The organism is Marinobacter sp. 1-3A (assembly GCF_016597775.1).
Taxonomy (GTDB): domain Bacteria; phylum Pseudomonadota; class Gammaproteobacteria; order Pseudomonadales; family Oleiphilaceae; genus Marinobacter; species Marinobacter xiaoshiensis.
Genome location: NZ_VCGZ01000001.1, coordinates 393,840 through 414,599 on the forward strand (window position 1 = coordinate 393,840; position 20,760 = coordinate 414,599).

At 53.1% G+C, this 20,760-nt stretch carries 15 protein-coding genes and 4 tRNA genes; 6 read left to right on the top strand and 13 right to left on the bottom strand.

Annotated features, from left to right (window positions below):
* Window positions 1-145: 145 nt before the first annotated feature.
* From tig to FE848_RS01820, 5 genes are all read right to left on the bottom strand, one after another.
* Window positions 146-1,450 carry a trigger factor gene (gene tig, locus FE848_RS01800; protein WP_200201018.1) on the bottom strand — a complete coding sequence of 435 codons (1,305 nt, stop codon included), beginning with the start codon at window positions 1,448-1,450 and terminating at the stop codon, window positions 146-148.
* Window positions 1,451-1,718: 268 nt separating this feature from the next.
* Window positions 1,719-1,803: transfer RNA gene (locus tag FE848_RS01805), tRNA-Leu, on the bottom strand.
* A gap of 113 nt (window positions 1,804-1,916) precedes the next feature.
* Window positions 1,917-1,992: transfer RNA gene (locus FE848_RS01810), tRNA-His, on the bottom strand.
* A 133-nt stretch (window positions 1,993-2,125) separates the two neighbouring features.
* Window positions 2,126-2,202 (bottom strand) — tRNA-Arg (locus FE848_RS01815).
* Window positions 2,203-2,235: 33 nt separating this feature from the next.
* A tRNA-Pro gene (locus FE848_RS01820) sits at window positions 2,236-2,312 on the bottom strand.
* A gap of 226 nt (window positions 2,313-2,538) precedes the next feature.
* On the opposite strand from FE848_RS01820, the gene folD reads away from it, so the two are divergent.
* Window positions 2,539-3,396: a bifunctional methylenetetrahydrofolate dehydrogenase/methenyltetrahydrofolate cyclohydrolase FolD gene (folD, locus tag FE848_RS01825; RefSeq protein ID WP_200201019.1), complete on the top strand. Its 858-nt coding sequence runs from the start codon at window positions 2,539-2,541 to the stop codon at window positions 3,394-3,396.
* 68 nt (window positions 3,397-3,464) lie between these two features.
* Here folD and FE848_RS01830 read toward each other — a convergent pair whose 3' ends face one another.
* From FE848_RS01830 to FE848_RS01840, 3 genes are all read right to left on the bottom strand, one after another.
* On the bottom strand, window positions 3,465-5,645 hold the full coding sequence (locus FE848_RS01830; RefSeq protein WP_200201020.1) for a malate synthase G: 2,181 nt from the start codon (window positions 5,643-5,645) through the stop codon (window positions 3,465-3,467).
* 136 nt (window positions 5,646-5,781) lie between these two features.
* Window positions 5,782-7,170, bottom strand: coding sequence for a cysteine--tRNA ligase (cysS, locus tag FE848_RS01835; protein WP_200201021.1), 1,389 nt, complete (start codon window positions 7,168-7,170; stop codon window positions 5,782-5,784).
* A 24-nt stretch (window positions 7,171-7,194) separates the two neighbouring features.
* A complete protein-coding gene (locus FE848_RS01840; protein ID WP_200201022.1) occupies window positions 7,195-8,865 on the bottom strand; it encodes a glutamine--tRNA ligase/YqeY domain fusion protein in 1,671 nt (556 codons plus the stop codon).
* Window positions 8,866-9,001: 136 nt separating this feature from the next.
* Here FE848_RS01840 and FE848_RS01845 point away from each other — a divergent pair, with 136 nt between their 5' ends.
* The 3 genes from FE848_RS01845 to FE848_RS01855 all read left to right on the top strand — a co-directional run bounded on the left by FE848_RS01845 (window position 9,002) and on the right by FE848_RS01855 (window position 12,998).
* Window positions 9,002-9,511, top strand: coding sequence for a peptidylprolyl isomerase (locus tag FE848_RS01845; protein WP_200201023.1), 510 nt, complete (start codon window positions 9,002-9,004; stop codon window positions 9,509-9,511).
* Window positions 9,508-10,242: a UDP-2,3-diacylglucosamine diphosphatase gene (locus FE848_RS01850; RefSeq protein WP_200201024.1), complete on the top strand. Its 735-nt coding sequence runs from the start codon at window positions 9,508-9,510 to the stop codon at window positions 10,240-10,242. Before FE848_RS01845 ends, FE848_RS01850 begins: the two co-directional genes overlap by 4 nt.
* A gap of 65 nt (window positions 10,243-10,307) precedes the next feature.
* Entirely contained in the window at window positions 10,308-12,998 is a 2,691-nt protein-coding gene (locus FE848_RS01855; protein ID WP_200201025.1) for a mechanosensitive ion channel domain-containing protein, read from the top strand.
* 15 nt (window positions 12,999-13,013) lie between these two features.
* Here FE848_RS01855 and FE848_RS01860 read toward each other — a convergent pair whose 3' ends face one another.
* From FE848_RS01860 to FE848_RS01870, 3 genes are all read right to left on the bottom strand, one after another.
* Window positions 13,014-13,901 carry a hypothetical protein gene (locus FE848_RS01860; protein ID WP_227715077.1) on the bottom strand — a complete coding sequence of 296 codons (888 nt, stop codon included), beginning with the start codon at window positions 13,899-13,901 and terminating at the stop codon, window positions 13,014-13,016.
* Window positions 13,902-13,940: 39 nt separating this feature from the next.
* Window positions 13,941-14,333, bottom strand: a complete 393-nt coding sequence (locus FE848_RS01865) for an acyl-CoA thioesterase (RefSeq protein WP_200201026.1) — start codon at window positions 14,331-14,333, stop codon at window positions 13,941-13,943.
* A 109-nt stretch (window positions 14,334-14,442) separates the two neighbouring features.
* The gene (locus FE848_RS01870) at window positions 14,443-15,213 is read right to left on the bottom strand and encodes a ferredoxin--NADP reductase (protein ID WP_200201027.1); all 771 of its coding nucleotides are present in this window, start codon (window positions 15,211-15,213) and stop codon (window positions 14,443-14,445) included.
* 143 nt (window positions 15,214-15,356) lie between these two features.
* On the opposite strand from FE848_RS01870, the gene FE848_RS01875 reads away from it, so the two are divergent.
* A complete protein-coding gene (locus FE848_RS01875; protein ID WP_200201028.1) occupies window positions 15,357-16,241 on the top strand; it encodes a LysR substrate-binding domain-containing protein in 885 nt (294 codons plus the stop codon).
* Between the two features lie 3 nt (window positions 16,242-16,244).
* On the opposite strand, the gene FE848_RS01880 is transcribed toward FE848_RS01875, so the two are convergent.
* Window positions 16,245-16,871 (bottom strand): tRNA-(ms[2]io[6]A)-hydroxylase, encoded by a 627-nt coding sequence (locus FE848_RS01880; protein ID WP_227714579.1) that lies wholly within the window; start codon window positions 16,869-16,871, stop codon window positions 16,245-16,247.
* A 193-nt stretch (window positions 16,872-17,064) separates the two neighbouring features.
* Between FE848_RS01880 and FE848_RS01885 the strand changes: the two genes are divergently transcribed.
* Complete coding sequence (locus tag FE848_RS01885) at window positions 17,065-19,659, top strand: bifunctional aconitate hydratase 2/2-methylisocitrate dehydratase (RefSeq protein WP_200201306.1); 2,595 nt, start codon at window positions 17,065-17,067, stop codon at window positions 19,657-19,659.
* Between the two features lie 83 nt (window positions 19,660-19,742).
* Here the strand turns inward: FE848_RS01885 and FE848_RS01890 are convergent, their stop codons facing one another.
* The gene (locus FE848_RS01890) at window positions 19,743-20,735 is read right to left on the bottom strand and encodes a zinc-dependent alcohol dehydrogenase family protein (RefSeq protein WP_200201029.1); all 993 of its coding nucleotides are present in this window, start codon (window positions 20,733-20,735) and stop codon (window positions 19,743-19,745) included.
* Between the last annotated feature and the right edge of the window lie 25 nt (window positions 20,736-20,760).

Below are 20,760 nucleotides of genomic sequence, written 5' to 3' on the forward strand. Positions count from 1 at the left end.
AACCACAGCATCTTCAGCTTTTGCGTCTGTTACTTTGCCAGCCTCAAGCCTAGATGAAAACAGCCGGACATGCCGGCTGTTAATTTCATTCGGCCAGCGAGGAGCCAGAAGCATTTCCGGCTCCGGTGCTGTTACGCCGCCAACCTCAGCGCTGGGGCTGCCCTGCCTGAATGGCTTCTTCGTACTTGACCTTCTTCTCTTTGACATTAGCCTGAGAAAGAACATAGTCAACAACCTGGTCTTCCAGAACTGAAGATTCGATCTGGCTCTTCTGCTCCGGGTTACCGTTGAAGTGCGCAATGACTTCATCTGGTTGTTCATACGTTGACGCGATTTCCTGGATCTTTTCGTCAACCTTGGCCGCATCGACTTTCAGGTCGTTTGCCTTTACAACTTCCTGGAACAACAGACCGGTCTTCACACGACGCTCCGCCTGCTCCTGGAAAATTTCCTTGGGCAGCTGCTGGAAATCAACCTGTCCGCCAAAGCGCTGGACAGCATCCTGACGCAAGCGATCGATTTCCTGATCGGTCAGTGCGGCCGGAATATCAAACTCGGTTGATTCAAGCAGCCCATCTACTACGTCATTCTTGACCTTGTTGGACACAGCCTGTTTCAGCTCGCGCTCCATGTTCTTTTTAACTTCTTCACGGAATGCAGCTTCGTCTTCCGCCTCGATACCAAACTTGGTAAAGAACTCGGCATTCAGCTCAGGCAGCTGAGGCTCTTCAACCTCATGAATCTTGATTTCAAACTTCGCAGGCTTACCTTTTAAATCTTCGTTGTGGTAGTCCTCAGGGAACGTCACTTCGATCTCAAGCTCTTCACCGGCCTTACCGCCAACGATGGCTTTCTCGAAGCCAGGAATCATCTGGTCAGAACCCAGGGTCAGCTTATGGCCTTCCGCCGCGCCACCATCAAACTCTTCACCGTCGATGAAACCTTTGAAATCGATAGTCAGCACGTCCTTGTTCTTGGACTTGCGCTTTACGGACTTCATAGTGGCCTGCTGACGACGCAGGTTATCGACCATAGTGTCGATATCCTTGTCGGTGATTTCAGAGGTCATCTTCTCGATTGAGACTTTGCTCAGGTCACCCAGTTCAATTTCAGGAAGCACTTCGAAAATGGCAACAAACTCGAGGTCCTTACCCGCTTCCATGGTTTTTGGCTCAAGCTTGGGCCAGCCAGCCGGATTAATATCCTGCTCCTGCAAGGCCTTGATGTAGTTATCGCGCATGATTTCGCCAACGATTTCCTGGCGAACGCTGTCACCGAAACGACGCTTGACCACGCTCATGGGCACCTTCCCTGGACGGAAACCATTCAGGCGCACTGTACGCGCAGTTTCCTGCAGGCGTTTCTGAACCGCCTGTTCAATTTCCTGGGCGGGCACACCAATCGTCATGCGACGCTCGATGTTGGAGGTCGTTTCTACAGACACTTGCATGGAAGATCCTCAAAATTCAGGTTCGGTATGTGAATGAAATTAAAACTAAAAGACCATTTCAGAGTAAATTCCCGGAAATGACCCAAAATTAAAAGCCGATAGTTTATCACGGTTTACCCTGACGAGAGAATCATCTCCCAAAGGTAGTTTCAGGGATCGTGACGCCAGCGGCACTTGTTAGGCAGGAGTTTGGGACGAAAACTGCAAAATAAAGGGGAAAGAACAATAAAAAAAGGCCCTCAGATTATCTCCAAGAGCCTTTTCAAGGTGGTCGGGTTGGGGAGAATCGAACTCCCACTCCTCTCGGAACCAGAACCTAAATCTGGCGCGTCTACCAATTTCGCCACAACCCGGAATTCTTAAACCTGTACCGCGTTGCCGTATCGTTTAATTGCTGAAACCTGACAGCTACAGCTATTACGGCGCTAACACACTTCGCAAATGCGGATTTCATTACTTTGAAAAGTGGGGTGGACGAAGGGGATCGAACCCTCGACCGCAGGAGTCACAATCCTGAGCTCTACCAACTGAGCTACGTCCACCACATCGGGACATACCTTTCGGTATCTTCGGTAATTTCGATTAGCTGCTGCCTAACCACTCAGCATGCAATCTTTAACTCTATACCTGTTAACTTTGCCTGCAGTTCGGTTTCGATCAAGCCGACGGCGTTAATGGCGCGCCCGGCAGGACTCGAACCTGCGACCCTCGGCTTAGAAGGCCGATGCTCTATCCAGCTGAGCTACGGGCGCTTGACCGTTGGCCTAGCTGAACATGAAGAAAAGTGGTCGGGGTAGAGAGATTCGAACTCCCGACATCCTGCTCCCAAAGCAGGCGCGCTACCAGACTGCGCTATACCCCGTTCAAACTGATCAACTCTTGCTTCAGCAAAGTTGGCGCGCATATTACCGTCGCCAATCCGCTTCGTCAACAAGGAAATGAAAATTATCCTTTAAATCAGTATTTTTCACGCTCCCCCCCTATTCTCTGCTGCAATAATGCACAGAGCACCCCTAATTGGAGTTAGACGACAAGCGTGCGACAATACTGCCCCTTTTATTTCCAAAAGCCAACCGACAAGACGAAACATGAGCGCCAAACTGATCAACGGAAAAGAAATCGCCGCCGGAGTACGACAACAAGTTGCAGCCGGCGTAGAAGCCCGAACCCGCAAAGGGCTCCGCGCGCCCGGCCTGGCAGTAGTACTGGTGGGCAACGATCCGGCTTCCGAGGTATATGTAGGTAATAAACGGAAAGCCTGCGATGCAGCGGGCATCCTGTCCCTTTCCTACGACCTGCCCGCAGATACATCCCAGCAAGCCCTGGAAGCTTTGGTTGATGAACTGAACGAAAACCCTGCGGTGGACGGCATCCTTGTTCAGCTGCCTCTACCCAGCCATCTGGACGCAGACCCGATTTTATTAAAAATCCGCCCAGATAAAGATGTCGACGGCTTTCACCCATACAATATAGGCCGCCTGATGCAGCGCAAACCTGCTTTAAGGCCCTGCACGCCCGCTGGCGTGATTACCCTGCTGGATAGCATCAACACCCCCTATAAAGGGCAGCACGCGGTGATTGTAGGCGCTTCAAACATTGTAGGCCGCCCCATGACCATGGAATTGCTACTCAAGGGCGCCACCACCACTGTATGCCACCGCTTCACGCCAGATTTGGAAAAGTTCGTTCGTGAAGCGGATATTTTGATTGCCGCCGCAGGCAAACCCGGGCTGATCAAGGGCGAGTGGATAAAGCCAGGCGCAACTGTGATTGACGTCGGCATCAACCGTATGGATAACGGCAGACTGCAAGGCGACGTTGACTTCGAACCCGCCGCTGCCCGCGCAGCTTACATCACACCGGTACCCGGCGGTGTGGGCCCGATGACAATCGCTACCCTGCTGCAAAACACCTTGTATGCTGCAAATGAGCTGCATAAAGACTGATCGCTAACTCTCCTGATCATCAAGCACAAAAAAACCCGCCGAAGCGGGTTTTTTTGTGTCAGCCAAACTTACTGGCCGAACTTCTGCTTTGCCTTGAGGCGGTATGCGTGCAGCAGCGGCTCAGTGTAACCGCTTGGCTGCTCGCGACCCTTGAGAACCAGATCCATAGCGGCCTGGAACGCAATGCTGTCAGCAAAGTCAGGCGCCATAGGGCGGTAGCTTGGGTCATTGGCATTCTGCTTGTCCACAACCTGCGCCATACGCTTCATGGTTTCTTCAACCTGCGCGTCGGTGCAAATACCGTGGTACAGCCAGTTAGCCAGGTGCTGGGATGAAATACGCAGAGTCGCGCGGTCTTCCATCAGGCCGATATCGTTGATATCGGGCACCTTGGAGCAACCCACACCGCTATCAATCCAGCGCACAACGTAACCCAGAATACCCTGAGCATTGTTGTCCAACTCCTGCTGGATGTCTGTCGCTGTCAGTTTGGAAGGATCTTCCATTACCGGCACAGTGAGAATGTCGTCCAGGCTAGCCCGAGCACGGCTTTCCAGCTCTTTCTGAATATCAGCAACAGATACCTGGTGATAGTGAGTCGCATGCAGGGTCGCTGCCGTTGGCGAAGGAACCCAAGCAGTGTTGGCACCAGATTTCGGATGACCAATCTTTTGCTCAAGCATAGCCGCCATCAGGTCTGGCATTGCCCACATACCTTTACCGATCTGTGCAACGCCACGGAAGCCTGTCTCCAGACCTACATCTACGTTCCACTGCTCATATGCGCCAATCCATGCTGCCTGCTTCATTTCACCCTTGCGGATGAACGGACCAAGCTCCATTGAGGTGTGCATTTCATCACCGGTACGATCCAGGAAGCCAGTGTTAATGAACACCGCGCGCTCTTTGGCTGCGTGGATACAGGCTTTCAGGTTGACGGTGGTACGACGCTCTTCGTCCATGATGCCGACTTTCAGAGTGAAGCGCGGCAGGCCCAGAGCATCTTCAACACGACCAAAGAATTCGTTGGTAAACGCAACCTCTTCAGGGCCGTGCATCTTCGGCTTGACAATGTACACAGAGCCGGTTGCGGTGTTCTGGAACTTGCCGTTGCCCTTCAGGTCGTGAATAGCGATCAGGGAGGTAAGAATACCGTCCATCAACCCCTCGGGCACTTCACTGCCGTCTTTCAGCAAAATAGCCGGGTTGGTCATCAGGTGGCCAACGTTACGAACGAACATCAGGCTGCGGCCTTTCAGTTTGATCTGGCTACCGTCGGCTGCAGTGTATTCGCGATCCGGATTCATTTTACGGGTGAGGCGCTCACCACCTTTCTCGAAGGTTTCTTCAAGATCGCCTTTCATCAGGCCCAGCCAGTTGCTGTACGCCAGAGTTTTATCATCGGCATCTACTGCAGCAACAGAGTCTTCGCAGTCCATGATGGTGGTCAGAGCAGACTCCATCAGCACGTCTTTAACGTGAGCTCCGTCGTCCTTGCCAATCGGGTGGCTGGCATCAATCTGGATTTCGAAGTGCATACCATTCTTAACCAGCAGAACGCCGGTAGGCGCATCGGCCGCACCTGTGTAACCAACAAATCCAGACTCGTCTTTAAGGCCGGTTACTTCGCCATTTTGCAACTTGATCACAAGCTTGCCGTCAGCAATCTGGTAAAGAGCTGCATCTTTATGGCTGCCTGCCACCAAGGGCGCAGAGCTATCCAGCAGGTTACGTGCAAATTCGATAACCTTGGCACCGCGAACCGGGTTGTAGCCACGGCCTTTTTCAGCACCGTTCTCTTCGGAAATGGCATCGGTACCGTAAAGTGCATCATAAAGGCTGCCCCAGCGTGCGTTTGCAGCGTTCAGTGCAAAGCGGGCATTCATGATTGGCACTACCAACTGCGGGCCGGCCATGGTTGCAACTTCAGGGTCAACATTCGCAGTAGATATGCGGAAATCTGCAGGCTCTTCTACCAGGTAACCAATTTCTTTCAGAAAGCTTTTGTAAGCGGCCATATCGAGCTTTTGGCCCTTGTGCTCGCTGTTCCAGCTGTTCAGCTTTTCCTGGATGGCACCGCGCTTGGCCAGCAGCTCACGATTTCTCGGCGCCAGATCGTTTACGATCTTGTCGAACTCCGCCCAGAATTTATCTGCATCCAGCCCAGTGCCCGGAATTGCTTCGTTAGTTACGAAGTCATACAAGTTCTTTGCGACCTGAATGCCGCCGAGTTGTACGCGATCTGTCATCGTTAATTAGCCTCAGTGGGTTAGCCCTGTCCCGGCAGCCGTTCAGCAGCCGGGCTCGAAAAATCGAAGGGCGCATTATACGGGAAGTTCCCTATAAGGTCATTTCCCTGAGTACAACGCGACCTTGGTATCAGCGTTAACTACGCCGCCAACTTGTTCCCTCGCGGGAGTCGTCCAGAATAATACCCTGCTCTGCCAGTTCGTCACGAATGCGGTCGGCACCGGCAAAATCTTTAGACTTGCGGGCGTCAGCACGGGCCTGAATTTTCGCTTCAATGTCTTCTGCCGTCAGCTCTCCGCCGGAATCAGCCTGAAAGAAGGCATCCGGGTTTTGCTGCAAGATCCCAAGAACATCGCCAAGCCTGATCATCACAGTTGCCGCTTTCCTTGCATCGTCTTCACGACCTTCACGACGGTGTTGATTTATGTCATTAGCCAACGCGTGTAAAACCGATATCGCACCCGGGCAGTTAAAGTCGTCATTCATCAACTCTACGAAGCGCCGATCCTGCTCAGTGTCAGGCACATCGTTTGAGCTCATGGGTTCTACACCACGCAGTGCATGGTATAACCGGGCCAGAGAGCGCCCTGCTTCAGCAAGATTGTCTTCAGAGTAATCAACCTGACTGCGGTAGTGGCTGGACACCAGAAAGAAGCGCACCACTTCAGGCGGATAGGTTTCCAGTATCTCCCGAATCGTGAAAAAATTGCCCAAGGATTTGGACATCTTTTCCTTGTTCACGCGGATAGCTCCCGCGTGCATCCAGGTGTTTACGAAAGTGTGCCCGGTAGCGCACTCAGACTGGGCAATTTCGTTTTCATGGTGAGGGAACAGTAAGTCTGGCCCGCCTCCATGAATGTCGAAGGTATTACCCAGGCAATGGGTAGACATGGCGGAGCACTCAATGTGCCAGCCAGGACGCCCATTCCCCCATGGCGAGGGCCAACTAACCTCGCCTTCGCCTGCGGCTTTCCAAAGCGCAAAATCAGCAGGGCTTCGCTTGGCTTCCTGCACATCAATGCGCGCACCTGCCAGCAGGTCTTCGAGCTTTTTCTTGCTGAGTTTTCCGTAGTTCTCAAAAGACTCTACGGAAAAATAAACATCACCGTTAGCTGCAGCATAGGCATGATCGGATTCAATCAGCGTACTGATCATGGCAATGATCTCAGCAATATAATCCGTAGCCCTTGGCTCTTCGCTGGGTGACAGCACGCCAAGGCGCGCCTCATCCTCATGCATGGCCGCAATCATGCGCTCGGTCAGCTCGGTAAACGGCTCGCCGTTTTCCTCTGCCCTGCGAAGAATCTTGTCGTCAATATCGGTGATATTTCGCACATAGGTTACATCGTAGCCACGACTGCGCATGTAACGTGTGATCACATCAAATGCCACCAACACCCGGGCATGACCCAGATGGCAGTAGTCGTAAACCGTCATACCACACACGTACATACGAACCTTTCCAGGCTCAATCGGCGTAAAGGTTTCTTTTTGCTGGGTGAGCGTATTATAAATCCTGATCAAAGCTGGTCTCCCGAATGCTTACCCTTATTTACCCCAGGAATCCCGCAAGGTAACTGTACGATTGAATACCGGCTTACCGGCCTTGGCTGTCAGCTCCTGATCACAGAAGAAATAACCTTCCCGCTCAAACTGGTATGGCAGGTCTGTAAGCGGCGTTGCCAAGCCCTTCTCTGCCCGTGCTCCTTTCAGAACTACAAGTGATTGGGAGTTAACATGATCCAGGAAGTCGCCTTCCTTATCGCTGTCCGGGAATTCGTGGTTGAACAACCTGTCGTACAGGTTAATGTCGCAATCTACGCTGTCGGCCTCAGATACCCAGTGAATAACACCGTTAGGCTTATAACCTTCAGGGTTAACACCCAAAGTAGCTGGATCGTATTCACAGCGGAGCTCAACAATTTCGCCACTGGCGTCCCGAACAACTTCTTTGCAGGTCATCACATAGCCGCCGCGAAGGCGAACCGCCTGCTCCGGCGCCAGGCGCTTCCACTTGCGCGGCGCCTCTTCCACAAAGTCTTCCCGATCGATAAACAGGGTCTGACTCCAGGTCACTTCACGCTGCCCCATACCCGGATTCTGAGGATGTACAGGCAGGGATAGAGTTTCGGTCTTGTCAGCCGGGTAATTGGTCAGCGTCACTTTCAGTGGGCGCATTACGCACATGGCACGGGGGGAGCGGGCGTTCAAATCCTCTCGGATAGCGAACTCAAGCATCCCCATATCCACTGTTCCGCCAGCCTTGTTAACGCCGATCATGTCACAGAAGGCACGCAGAGATTCCGGCGTATACCCCCGGCGACGCATACCCGAAATAGTCGGCATACGCGGGTCATTCCAGCCGTCCACCAGATTCTCGTCAACCAGGCGCTTGAGCTTACGCTTGCTGGTAATGGTGTAGTTCAGGTTCAGGCGAGCGAACTCGATCTGCCGTGGCTGGCATGGCGCAGTGATGTTTTCCAGCACCCACTCATAGAGGGGGCGGTGGTCTTCAAATTCGAGTGTGCACAGAGAGTGAGTAATCCCCTCCATGGCATCAGAAATTGGGTGCGTGTAATCGTACATCGGGTAGATGCACCACTTGTTACCTGTCTGGTGGTGTTCTGCGAAACGAATGCGGTAAAGAATAGGATCGCGCATATTGATGTTCGGAGAAGCCATATCAATCTTCGCCCGCAACACCAGCTCACCGTTTTCGAACTTTCCGTCTCGCATCTCCCGGAATAGCTTCAGGCTTTCTTCGACAGGCCGGTCGCGATAAGGGCTGTTTTTACCCGGCTCTGTCAGAGTGCCGCGGTACTCGGCCATTTCCTCTGCCGTAAGCGCGCACACATACGCCTTGCCTTTTTCGATCAACTCCTCGGCAAAATGGTAGAGAGCATCAAAATAATCAGAGGCATAACGCACATCCCCATTCCAGGTGTAACCAAGCCACTCAACATCTTCCTTGATGGCATCGATGTACTCCTGACTCTCCTTTTCCGGATTGGTGTCGTCAAACCGCAGGTTACACACACCAGAAAACGTATCGGCAATGCCAAAGTTAAGACAAATGGATTTCGCATGACCAACGTGCAGATATCCATTTGGCTCCGGCGGGAAACGGGTAACCACCTGACCGGTATGCTCGCCTTTGGCAAGGGCGTCTTCAATCAGGTTCTGAATAAAGTTATGGGCTTTCTTCGGCTCGGCGCTCATACAATCTCTGTCAAAAGAAGTGGGTCGTAAACCATCTATTATACTCATAAATCCGGGCCGGACTCATGCATCACCGGAAACTCTTGCGTACAATACCGGCTTTACCCGATTCTAACTCAATGAACAGGAACCCCTGATGATTCTGCTGACAACCAATCACGGCGATATCAAGCTCGAACTGGATTACGAAAAAGCCCCTGAAACCGCAAAAAACTTTGAGCAATATGTTCGTGAAGGTTTTTATGATGGCCTTATTTTTCACCGCGTTATCAGCAACTTCATGGTCCAGGGCGGCGGCTTTGAGCCAGGTATGGCTGCGCGTAAAACTCGCGAGCCCATCAAAAACGAAGCCGATAACGGCCTGAGCAACATGAAAGGCACGGTTGCCATGGCCCGCACCATGGATCCACATTCCGCCTCCGCACAGTTTTTCATCAACGTGGAAGACAACGGATTTCTGGACCACTCGGCCAAAACGACCGAAGGCTGGGGCTATTGCGTATTTGGCAAAGTAGTAGAAGGCATGGAAACGGTTAACGCTATTCGTGCCGTGCGCACCACCATGAACGCGGGCCATCAAGACGTCCCCTATGAGGATGTGGTCATTGAGAAAGCCAGCGTTATCGAGGATGGAGGCGCAGCGTGACAACGCTGTTTATTTCCGATCTGCACATGGAGGAGTCACGCCCTGATATTACCGGGGCGTTTCTTCGCTTTCTCGAAGAAAAGGCGCCTGGCGCAGAGCAGCTCTACATACTCGGCGATTTCTTTGAGGCCTGGATTGGTGATGATGAACGCACGCCTCTGCAAGAGCAGGCTGCAGCCGCACTGCGCGCCCTGAGCGACAGGGGCACTCGTGTTTTTCTGATGCACGGCAACCGGGATTTTCTGCTAGGCGAGGTTTTTTGTGAGCGAGCAGGCGCCACCCTGCTGGATGATCCCACGCTCATTGACCTCTATGGCACCCCTACCCTGCTGATGCATGGTGACAGCCTTTGCACAGCCGACGTGGAATACCAGAAATTCCGTGCAAAAATGCGCAACCCGCAAATGCAAAAGATGATTCTGGCTCGTCCTCTCAAAGATCGCCAACAAATGGCGCGCCAACTGAGGGAAATGAGCATGGCCTCAAATCAGGGCAAAGCAGAAGATATTATGGACGTGACCCCAGAGGAGGTGGTGCGCATTATGGAAGCCCATGATGTGCCGCAACTGATTCATGGGCATACCCATAGACCTGCCGAACACTCCCTGGAAGTAAACGGTAAGGCCGCACAGCGGATCGTTCTGGGCGACTGGGACAAGCACGTCTGGTGGCTGGCTGTGCAACCTGGGCAAAAGCCAGAGTTGAAAAAGATGCCGCTCTCAAACTCCTGAGGCGCACAGTTGCCTTATAATTCAGGGCTCACTCTCGAGTGCCGTCCATGCAAGGAGTGCATAATATGAAGCAACGTCTTACCCGCTATGCAGCTCTGGCACCATGCTTGGCCGGCCTCTTGTTACTCTGCGCCTTGCACCTGCCAGCCTGGGCCGAAGAATCGGAGACCGCCAACAAGCAATCAAACACAGCATCAGGACAAAGCAACCAAACCGCAGAGCAACCAGAAGAATCGCGGCCTGCCGTGCAACCTGAGCTTGACGCAGGTACAGAATCACCGCCAGAGATAAAGTTACCCGACGTGGTTAACTCTGACATTCTGGAGCAGGTACGAGCCCTGCAGTCCTCACTCACTCAGCGCCAGATCGCGGTAAGGGAGAGCCGGGGTCGGCTAGCATATGCGGAATCCATTTTGACCCGCCTTCAAGATGAGTATAAGAGCTTTGAACTGAGGCTGGAGAAAGCGGGGCTTAATCTGACGGCAAGCTATGCCAACCTGCTAAGGCAAAGGCTTGAACGCCTGCAAAGACAAAGTATTGCCAGCGATTTGATTGAAGGCATCGAGGACAAGCTTGCTTCAGCAAGAGAAGAGCAACTGAGGCTGGAGGAGTTTGAAGCCATTGCCGAACCAGGCGACGATGCCCGCGGACAACTGCGGACCCGCCGTTCTGAACTGCTGCGTGAACTGCACGAAGCTGTTACCGAACACATTGATGTGCTCAACGAATATTACAGCACAGTTTCCACCCTGCAAGAACAGGTTCTGGAATATCAGGAACTCCTGCAGCAAAGGCTTTTCTGGCTTCCCAGCGCAGCGGCTGTCAGCGCAGAAACCGCAGGAGAATTATACAAATCCGCCGAATGGTTCATCTCACAACTGAGCCCTGATGCATTAGTCGAGGCCCTTACCCAGTCAGTGAAAGAGCGCGGCATCCGCATTGGGCTTGTCGCGCTGCTACTCATCGTTTTGCTGGTGAAACGCAAAGCCATTCTGAAAAACCTCATGGAAAACAGCCGCCATATCGGTAACGTTGGCCATGACCGAACTACATTTACCCTTCAGGCACTGGCTAACAGCCTTTTACTGGCGATGCCGGGCGTGTTGTTGTTTTCCCTGCTGGCGCTGATACTGATGGAGGGCAATGCCTTTTACTCGGCACTCTCGAAAGGCTTCACAGCCGCTGCCTTCATAATGCTTTTGCTTGCATTTGTTCGCAACGTTGCCCGCAAACAGGGGCTGGGAGAAAGCCATTTTCACTGGAACACCAACACCTTGGTGGTGATACGTCGCGAACTGCCCATCCTCATGGTGTCTGTTATTCCTGTGGCGATAATAACCACATCAACGAACTCCACACCTGATGGTGCCCAATTTGACGACAGCCTCGGCCGCCTGCTTTTCACCCTGGTGTCCATCGTGCTGGCAGTTTTCGCACAGCGCATCATGAAAGCGGTGCGAACCGGAAAACCCCACAGCAACTTTTTACAAATCTTTCATGTGACCGCCGTAGCCGCTCCGCTCGTATTGGCGGCGGCATCCCTCATTGGCTACCACTACACAGCCCTGCAACTCGAGCGCAACCTGTTTATAACAATCTGCTGGCTCGCCTTTAACACGCTGGTCTACTACGTAGGCCTGAGGGGCCTCTCGGTGCGCGAGCGCCGGCTCACCCTTGAGCGCCTCAGAGAGCAGAGAGCTGCTGAACGCAGGGCAGCAGAAGCCAGAGAGGCTGCCGACACCTCGGGCGAAGGCATACTTCAAAACCTGGACATGCCCGAGATGGACCTCAAGGATATTAGCCAGCAAAGTTCCGCCCTGCTGAGAATCCTTGTCTCAGCGTTCGCAATCACAGGTCTGCTGTTCCTTTGGGCCAGCGTTATTCCTGCACTGCAACTGTTCAATGACATTACCTTGTGGACGATTGCCACAGACCTCCAGGGCGGCGATCCGCTTCCAATCACACTTGCAGATGCTCTGCTTGCCTTGCTGGTGGCCACCGGTACCGTGCTTGCCGCAAAGAACCTTCCGGGAACAATGGAGGTAACCATACTGAGCCGCATGAATCTCGAACCGGGCGCTGGCTACGCCATCACAACCATTACCACCTACATTCTCGTGCTAATGGGCGTGGTGATCTGTCTTGGCGTGATAGGCGTTCAGTGGTCCAAACTCCAGTGGCTGGTTGCCGCCCTCGGGGTGGGCCTTGGTTTCGGGCTGCAGGAGATTGTTGCCAACTTTGTTTCCGGCATTATTCTCCTGTTCGAACGCCCTATCCGGGTAGGTGATACGGTGACCATTGACGGCATAACCGGCACAGTGTCACGCATACGAATTCGCGCTACAACGCTAGTGGACTGGGACAGGAAAGAACAGATTATTCCCAACAAAACCTTCGTTACCCAGGATCTTACTAACTGGACGCTCTCCGATCCTATTACCCGCGTGATACTTCGTGTGGGCGTCGCTTATGGCACCGATGTGGACAAGGTTCAGGAGATACTCACCAAGGTGGCCCATGACAATGCCCGGGTGGTAGACGAGCCTGCCCCCGCCGTTTTCTGTGTTGGCCTGGCGGACAGCAGTATCAACTTTGAAGTGCGGGTGTTTGTGAAAGACCTTCTGGACATCATGCCGCTGTCCCATGAAATACACGCAGCAATCACAAGGGCCTTGATGGAAGCCGGAATAAACATCCCCTTCCCGCAACGGGACATTCATGTCCGCACCCTGCCTGAACCCCAAAAGAAGGACTAAGGCAGGCTGTTCATATCAGCTGGATACGCCCGGAACTGAATGCATATCGACGGGTTCCCGATAGGTTTCCAGGCGCTTTAACCAGCCGGCCAACCAGCGATCCCGCTCGACCGGGTTTGCTGCGTTTTGGGCGCGGCGCGTGAGCACTTCGCCTGCCGCCTTACGAAACTCGTCTAACGTGCTTGAGGCTGGCATGGCCAGCAAAACCTGCAATAACCCCCAGCCCTCACCGTTATAGCGCTCATCGGGAGATAGCCCCTCTCCCTTGAAGTTCACATAATCCATAATCGCGTAAACACCGCCAGGCGTCTGACTCAACGCCTGCAAATGCCTTTTTAAATCAGCCTGACGATGCTCAGGCGCCGCATCAATTATTGTCGCCAGCGAGTCCTTCGCGCGGCGAAAGATAAACTCCGCCTGAACTCCCTGGGTTCCCGCCAGAAACTCCCTCAACTCCGCCATTTCGGGAGAGTCGGAGACTTTAAGGAAGGTTTCCCGATCTGGCCAGGGGGCATCAAAAGGCTCGAGCTCCCGCAACCATTCAGGAATGTTGCGCTGGCGCTGCTCCATATACTCATAAAGTGCAGGGAAGCTTTCAACAAACCGCTCGTTAACCCCTTCCGGGTACCAGATAAAATGACCAATACCCAGTGACGGGAAAGCCTCAGATTCGTTCCAGTGAACAAGGCACTCGTATTTACCGGCACACTCGTTCTGAAATATTTTTTGGCCAACCCAGTCTAGCTGTGCGGGCTTGAGGGCGAGAGAGATGTCGCTGGCAGCGGTTTCTGAAACGCCTTTAGCAGGGCCGGCTTCTCCAATACCCCGCATCTCACCAGCATCGCAACCGGCAAGCAACAGAGAACCTGCCAGCAAAACCGACCATAACGCTTTTATGCTCAAACTCACCACCTCGTGCGTAAAACCGTTGCCGGCTTTTTGTTACTCAACCACATGCTCGGCCAACTGGCTGCGAATGTCCTGAGGAATCGGAAGGGATTTTTCCGTTTCGTAATCAAAATGGATCATCACCGCCGTGCCCCGCGCAATCAGCTTTCCATCTTGCCAAGCTTCCTGAACGGCCTGAAATGAGCTGTTTCCGATCCTTCCCACGCCGGTTCGAACTTCCACAGGCAGATGCCAAAAGCTCTGGGCAACATAGTCGACTTCAACGCGGGCGATGATCAGCGGCCAGGTTTTTACATCCAGTGTGGGGTGAAAGATCCGGAATAGCGGCATTCTGGCCTGCTCGAACCATACTGGTAGCGTGGTGTTACTGATGTGGCCCAGCGCATCTGTGTCGCTGAAGCTGGGCTGTAGCTCTAGATAAAACATGCTGTCCTTCCTGATGATTAAAACCGACTACTATACACAGGCTTCCTTCTTCCATAAAAAAACCCGAGGGCTTGCCCTCGGGTTTCAACAGTTCCTTCCGGTTTTCGTCTTACTTCTCGACAAAAGCCCGCTCAATCACAAAGTGACCCAAATCGCCACCCCGAGCTTCCTTGAAACCCATTTCATCAAGAATGGAGCAGGTATCCTTAAGCATGCTTGGGCTACCACAAATCATGAACCGGTCATCTTCAAGGTTCAGCTCGGGCAAGCCAAACTCACTGGTTATCTTGCCACTCTGCATGGCGCGGGTAAGCCTGCCCTCATTTCGGAACGGCTCACGGGTAACTGTTGGGTAGTATTCAAGTTTGCCTTTAACCATTTCGCCAAAGAACTCGTTTTCCGGAAGCGCTTCAATTTCCTCCTGATACGCAAGCTCTGACACATATCTAACGCCGTGGGTCAGAATTACCTTGTCAAACGCTTCGTAAATCTCAGGATCTTTGATGATGCTCATGAATGGCGCCAGCCCGGTACCGGTGCTGATCAGCCAGAGATTTTTTCCCGGTAGAAGGTTGTCCAAAACCAGAGTTCCAGTAGGCTTGCGGCTTACTAAAATCTCGTCACCCACCTGAATTTTTTGCAGACGGGAGGTCAGTGGGCCGTCCTGAACTTTGATTGAGAAGAACTCCAGCTCCTCTTCATAGTTCGCACTGGCAATGCTGTAGGCGCGCATTAAAGGCTTGCCTTCAGACTCCAGACCAATCATCACAAAATGGCCGTTCTTGAAACGAAAACCGGGATCGCGACTGGTTTTGAAGCTAAACAGGGTGTCATTCCAGTGATGTACACTGGTTACTGTTTCTTTTATCAGGTTACTCATTAAAGCCCCTTACCCGTTTGATTCGCTATCGGCGGAGAATGTAAAAATAGGAATTGCCTAAAGTCTAACCCACCATTAACCTATCGATGAAATGGGATATTCCCATAACCCTATTCGGTTACATCGATTTAGAGTGCTTTGTTATGAAATACAGTTTCAGGCAACTTGAAGTCTTCCTGGCTGCTGCACACTTTCAGAACATTACCCGGGCCGCGGAATCGCTGGCGATGTCTCAATCTGCTGCCAGCAGTGCGCTCAAGGAGCTGGAAAACCAGTTCGACATCCAGCTGTTCGACCGCGTTGGCAAACGCCTGCAACTGAATGAGCTCGGGCGACTCTATCGACCAAAAGTAGAAGCTGTTCTCGCTCAGGCAACAGAGCTGGAACAAGCTTTCAGCAAAAACTCTGAAATAGGCGCTCTTAAAGTTGGAGCCACCTTAACTATAGGTAACTATCTGGCCGTTGGCGTTATGGCCCAATACATGAATACCCCTACCCGGCCCCGGGTTGCGCTGGAAGTAGCCAATACCAGCACGATCGTGCGCAGGGTCAAGGATTTCGAACTGGACATCGGCCTCATTGAAGGCGAGTTGCAATCTTCTGAACTTGAAGTTTTGCCCTGGCGCGGAGACCAACTGGTTGTGTTCTGCTCACCAACCCACCCGCTCGCCAAAAAAGAGGCGCTGACCGACGACGATCTTAGAGGCGCTACCTGGATCATGAGAGAACAAGGCTCCGGGACCCGGCAGAGTTTTGAGCGTGGAATGCATGGCCTGTTGCCAGATATGAACGTGCTGCTCGAACTGGAGCACACAGAAGCGATCAAGCGTGCTGTGGAGGCCGACCTGGGCATAGGTTGCCTGTCGGAGGTGGTTCTGGAAGATGCCTTCAGGCGCGGTAGCCTGGTGCCCTTGAAAACACCCGAGCACCGAAGCTTTGAACGACAGTTCTACTTCATCCTGCACAAACAGAAGTACCGCAGCGCCGGTATCGATGCCTGGATCAAGTTGTGCCGCGCGCTGACCTGATTTTCAGGCTATGGGCCCACTGTGGAACCGAAACTCTGTATCCGGCTCGAGTATGAGTTGCTTTTCAATCGCGATGAAATCCGCAAGCCGCTCATCAACGGGGCCCTTATTGGCCTGCACGGCAAGTGCCAGGTAATCCCTGTAGTGGCGCGCTTCTGACTTGAGCAAGCTGCCATAAAAATCTGCAAGCTCATCATCAAGAAACGGTACCAGTGCCGCAAAGCGCTCGCATGAGCGGGCTTCGATGATAGCGCCCACAATCATCACATCCACCAGCCGCCCCGGATCATCCGTGCGCACCTCTTTACGCAGACCGGCGGCATAGCGCGCAGGAGTAAGGTGGCAGTATGCGATGCTGCGTTTATCAATAATGGCCAGAACCTGTTCGAAATGACGCAACTCTTCTCTGGCCAGTCGGGACATTTTGTTGAGTAAGTCGCTGTTGTCCACATAGCGATACATAAGGCTTAGCGCCGTTGATGCGGCCTTTTTCTCGCAATGGGCGTGATCAATCAGCATCAGGTCCTGATTGGCTAATGCGTTATCAATCCACTGTTTGGGTGTAACACAGGGCAGAAAATCGTGAATATCCTGCAGGGCTTTGGTTATGGAATCAGTTTTCTGGGTCATGGTAAGCAACAGCATCAATTCAAAGGGTGGGCGATTATAGCGCAGCTATCAGCGTTCTCCGACCACTGGCCAGCTTAACTTTATAGGGGCTTTCCTATACAATACAGCGCCAACTTAAAGTCCATCCGCCATAAAACTCCCGCCAGGCGTGTGCTAAAGGCGCGGGACACACCAACTGATGAGGGTACAAATAGTGTTAGAAGCCTATCGCGAACACGTTGCAGAACGTGCGGCTCTGAATATTCCCCCAAAGCCACTGAATGCTGAGCAAACTGCAGCGCTGGTTGAGTTGCTGAAGAACCCACCTGCAGGCGAAGAGGAAACTCTGGTTGACCTGCTGGAGAACCGCATTCCACCAGGTGTAGATGAAGCCGCATACGTGAAAGCTGCGTTCCTGACCGCCATTGTTAAAGGCGACGCCGAATCTCCCCTGCTGGACAAGCCTAAAGCCGTTCAACTGCTGGGCATGATGCAAGGCGGCTACAACATTGAAACTCTGGTAGACCTGCTCGACGACAGCGATCTGGCCGAACTGGCTGGCGAACAGCTGAAGCACACTCTGCTGATGTTTGACGCATTCAACGACGTTAAAGACAAAATGGATGCAGGCAATGCCGTGGCCAAGTCTGTTGTTGAGTCCTGGGCCAACGCTGAGTGGTTCACCAAGAAAGACAAGGTTCCTGAAAGCACCAAGATGGTGGTTTTCAAGGTTACCGGCGAAACCAACACTGACGACCTGTCTCCTGCACCGGATGCATGGTCACGCCCTGACATCCCGCTGCATGCCCGCGCTGCCTATAAAATGGAACGCGATGGCCTGAAGCCGGAAGAGCCTGGCGTAACTGGCCCAATGAGCCAGATTGACGAAATCAAGGCCAAAGGTTTCCCTGTTGCATTTGTTGGCGACGTGGTTGGTACCGGTTCCTCACGTAAGTCTGCCACCAACTCTGTACTTTGGTTCTTCGGTGACGACATCCCGGGCGTTCCCAACAAGCGCGCTGGCGGTGTATGTATCGGTAACAAGGTTGCCCCGATCTTCTTCAACACTATGGAAGATGCCGGCGCTTTGGTATTCGAAGCACCCGTAGACAACATGAACATGGGCGACGTTATCGAAATCCGCCCATACGAAGGCAAGATCCTGAACGAAGCTGGCGAGACCATCTCCGAGTTCAAGTTCAAGTCTGACGTTATTCTGGACGAAGTTCAGGCTGGCGGCCGTATCCCTCTGATCATCGGTCGTGGTTTGACTGCCAAGGCACGTACTGCTCTGGGTCTGGGCGCGACTGATCTGTTCCGTCTGCCTAACGATCCTGCTGCTGGCACCAAGGGCTTCACCCTGGGTCAGAAGATGGTTGGTAAGGCGTGCGGACTGGAAGAAGGCCAAGGCGTTCGCCCTGGCACCTACTGTGAGCCTCACATGACTACTGTGGGATCTCAGGACACCACTGGTCCTATGACCCGTGACGAACTGAAGGATTTGGCTTGCTTAGGCTTCCAGGCTGACCTGGTTATGCAGTCTTTCTGTCACACTGCGGCTTACCCAAAGCCGGTTGACGTTGAAATGCAGCACACCATGCCAGACTTTATCCGCAACCGCGGTGGTGTATCCCTGCGCCCAGGCGACGGTATCATCCATTCCTGGTTGAACCGCATGCTGCTGCCTGACACTGTTGGTACTGGTGGTGACTCTCACACCCGTTTCCCGATGGGCATCTCCTTCCCGGCCGGTTCTGGTCTGGTTGCGTTTGCTGCGGCTACCGGTGTTATGCCACTGGACATGCCTGAGTCTGTTCTGGTTCGCTTCAAAGGCGAAATGCAGCCAGGTATCACCCTGCGCGATCTGGTACACGCTATTCCGCTGTACGGCATCAAGCAAGGCATGCTGACTGTTGAGAAGAAAGGCAAGATCAACGAATTCTCTGGTCGTATCCTGGAAATCGAAGGTCTTGAGCACCTGACGGTAGAGCAAGCCTTCGAACTGTCCGATGCTTCTGCTGAGCGCTCTGCTGCTGGTTGTACTATCAACCTGTCTGAAGAGTCTGTTGCTGAGTACCTGCGCTCTAACATCACCATGCTGCGCTGGATGATTGCTGAAGGTTACGGCGATGCCCGTACTCTGGAGCGTCGTGCCCAGCAGATGGAAGCATGGCTTGCTGATCCTAAGCTGATGCGTGCTGACAAAGACGCTGAGTACGCTCACGTCGTTGAAATCGATCTGGCTGACATCAAAGAGCCAATCGTTTGCTGCCCGAACGATCCTGACGATGCCAGGTTCCTGTCCGAAGTGGCCGGCGACAAGGTAGACGAAGTGTTCATCGGTTCTTGCATGACCAACATCGGCCACTTCCGTGCCGCTGGTAAATTGCTTGAGCAGCATAAAGGCGGCTTGAACACCCGTCTGTGGATGTCTCCACCTACCAAGATGGATCAGGCGCAGTTGATGGAAGAAGGTTACTTCAACATCTACGGTACCGCCGGTGTTCGCACCGAGATGCCGGGCTGCTCCCTGTGCATGGGTAACCAGGCGCGTGTAGCTCCCAAGTCTACCGTTCTGTCTACCTCTACCCGTAACTTCCCGAACCGTTTGGGTGATGGTGCCAACGTGTACCTGACCTCTGCGGAACTGGCGGCTGTGGGCGCGATTCTGGGTAAACTTCCAACTCCTGAGGAGTACATGGAATACGCCAAGGATCTGGACAGCATGTCTGCAGAGATCTACAAGTATCTGAACTTTGATCAGATGGAGAACTACACCAAGAAGGCTGCTGAAGCGACTGTCGCTTAAGCATTAAGCTTCAAGGTTTAGATCTACGAAAACGCCAACCCTCGGGTTGGCGTTTTTTTGTGGATGCTGAAAAGTAACGCGGGTTATCGCAGCAGGAGTATCTTGCCTATGGCGAGCCCGGATTCAAGACGACGATGGGCATCACCCACATTGGTAAACGAGTACCGCTCCTTGTCGAGCAGCGGCTGTAGCGCTCCCTGTTCCAGCATATCGCTCATGGCGGAAACAAGACGCGGCTGATCATCCATCCCAATTCCATGCAGCAAAGGAATAGAACGAAAAATCACATGTAGCGTCAGGCCTTTGGCATGCATCAGGCTTAAATCATGGGTGGAGCGAGTATTAATGGAACAGAGACGCCCCGAAATTGCAGTTGCCTCGATTGCCCGATCCACGTTCTCTCTACCCACAGTATCGAAGACCAGGCTGAAACCCCGCCCCTGAGTCAACCGCTGCTTGTAACCCTCTACAGACTCTTCACGGTAAAGAATAATGTCGTCAGCACCCAGCTTCTTTGCCAACGCAGCTTTTTCCGGGGTAGATACAGTTGTAGCCACTCGCGCCCCAAAGTGCTTGGCGATCTGAATGGCAACATGCCCCACCCCACCCGTGCCAGCATGAATCAGCACATGCTCGCCAGCCTGGATTTGCGCTCGTTCAACAAGGGCTGCCCAAGCGGTCAAAAACACTAGCGGTACTGCAGCACACTCAGCCAGAGGCAATTTCATAGCTGGCGTGCGCTTTGCGAGCAACCGGGCATCGGCCACCATGAAGTCTGCGAGTGCGCCAGGCCAGCCCTTAGTTCCACCTGCGCACCCAAATACCTCATCACCCACAGCAAAAGAGGACACTCCCGGGCCAATTTTGTCTATAACACCAGACACATCACCGTTCAGGATTGCCGGCATCTCAGGCCCGGCCTTTACAAACCCTGAGCGTATTTTGGTTTCAATAGGGTTAATACTGGAAGCCACCACCTTGATTCGAACCTGCCCAGCCGACGGCTCAGGCGCCTCCACTTCCCGTTCGACAAACACCTCGGGGCCGCCAAACTGCTCGATAACCATCGCCTTCATTGCTCTATCTCCTACCGCCAGAGTG

Excerpts from the sequence above, each read along its gene's own strand:
- tig (WP_200201018.1), bottom strand. The coding sequence starts at position 1,450 with ATGCAAGTGTCTGTAGAAACGACCTCCAACATCGAGCGTCGCATGACG.
- folD (WP_200201019.1), top strand. The coding sequence starts at position 2,539 with ATGAGCGCCAAACTGATCAACGGAAAAGAAATCGCCGCCGGAGTACGA.
- FE848_RS01830 (WP_200201020.1), bottom strand. The coding sequence starts at position 5,645 with ATGACAGATCGCGTACAACTCGGCGGCATTCAGGTCGCAAAGAACTTG.
- FE848_RS01840 (WP_200201022.1), bottom strand. The coding sequence starts at position 8,865 with ATGAGCGCCGAGCCGAAGAAAGCCCATAACTTTATTCAGAACCTGATT.
- FE848_RS01845 (WP_200201023.1), top strand. The coding sequence starts at position 9,002 with ATGATTCTGCTGACAACCAATCACGGCGATATCAAGCTCGAACTGGAT.
- FE848_RS01855 (WP_200201025.1), top strand. The coding sequence starts at position 10,308 with ATGAAGCAACGTCTTACCCGCTATGCAGCTCTGGCACCATGCTTGGCC.
- FE848_RS01865 (WP_200201026.1), bottom strand. The coding sequence starts at position 14,333 with ATGTTTTATCTAGAGCTACAGCCCAGCTTCAGCGACACAGATGCGCTG.
- FE848_RS01870 (WP_200201027.1), bottom strand. The coding sequence starts at position 15,213 with ATGAGTAACCTGATAAAAGAAACAGTAACCAGTGTACATCACTGGAAT.
- FE848_RS01875 (WP_200201028.1), top strand. The coding sequence starts at position 15,357 with ATGAAATACAGTTTCAGGCAACTTGAAGTCTTCCTGGCTGCTGCACAC.
- FE848_RS01880 (WP_227714579.1), bottom strand. The coding sequence starts at position 16,871 with ATGACCCAGAAAACTGATTCCATAACCAAAGCCCTGCAGGATATTCAC.
- FE848_RS01890 (WP_200201029.1), bottom strand. The coding sequence starts at position 20,735 with ATGAAGGCGATGGTTATCGAGCAGTTTGGCGGCCCCGAGGTGTTTGTC.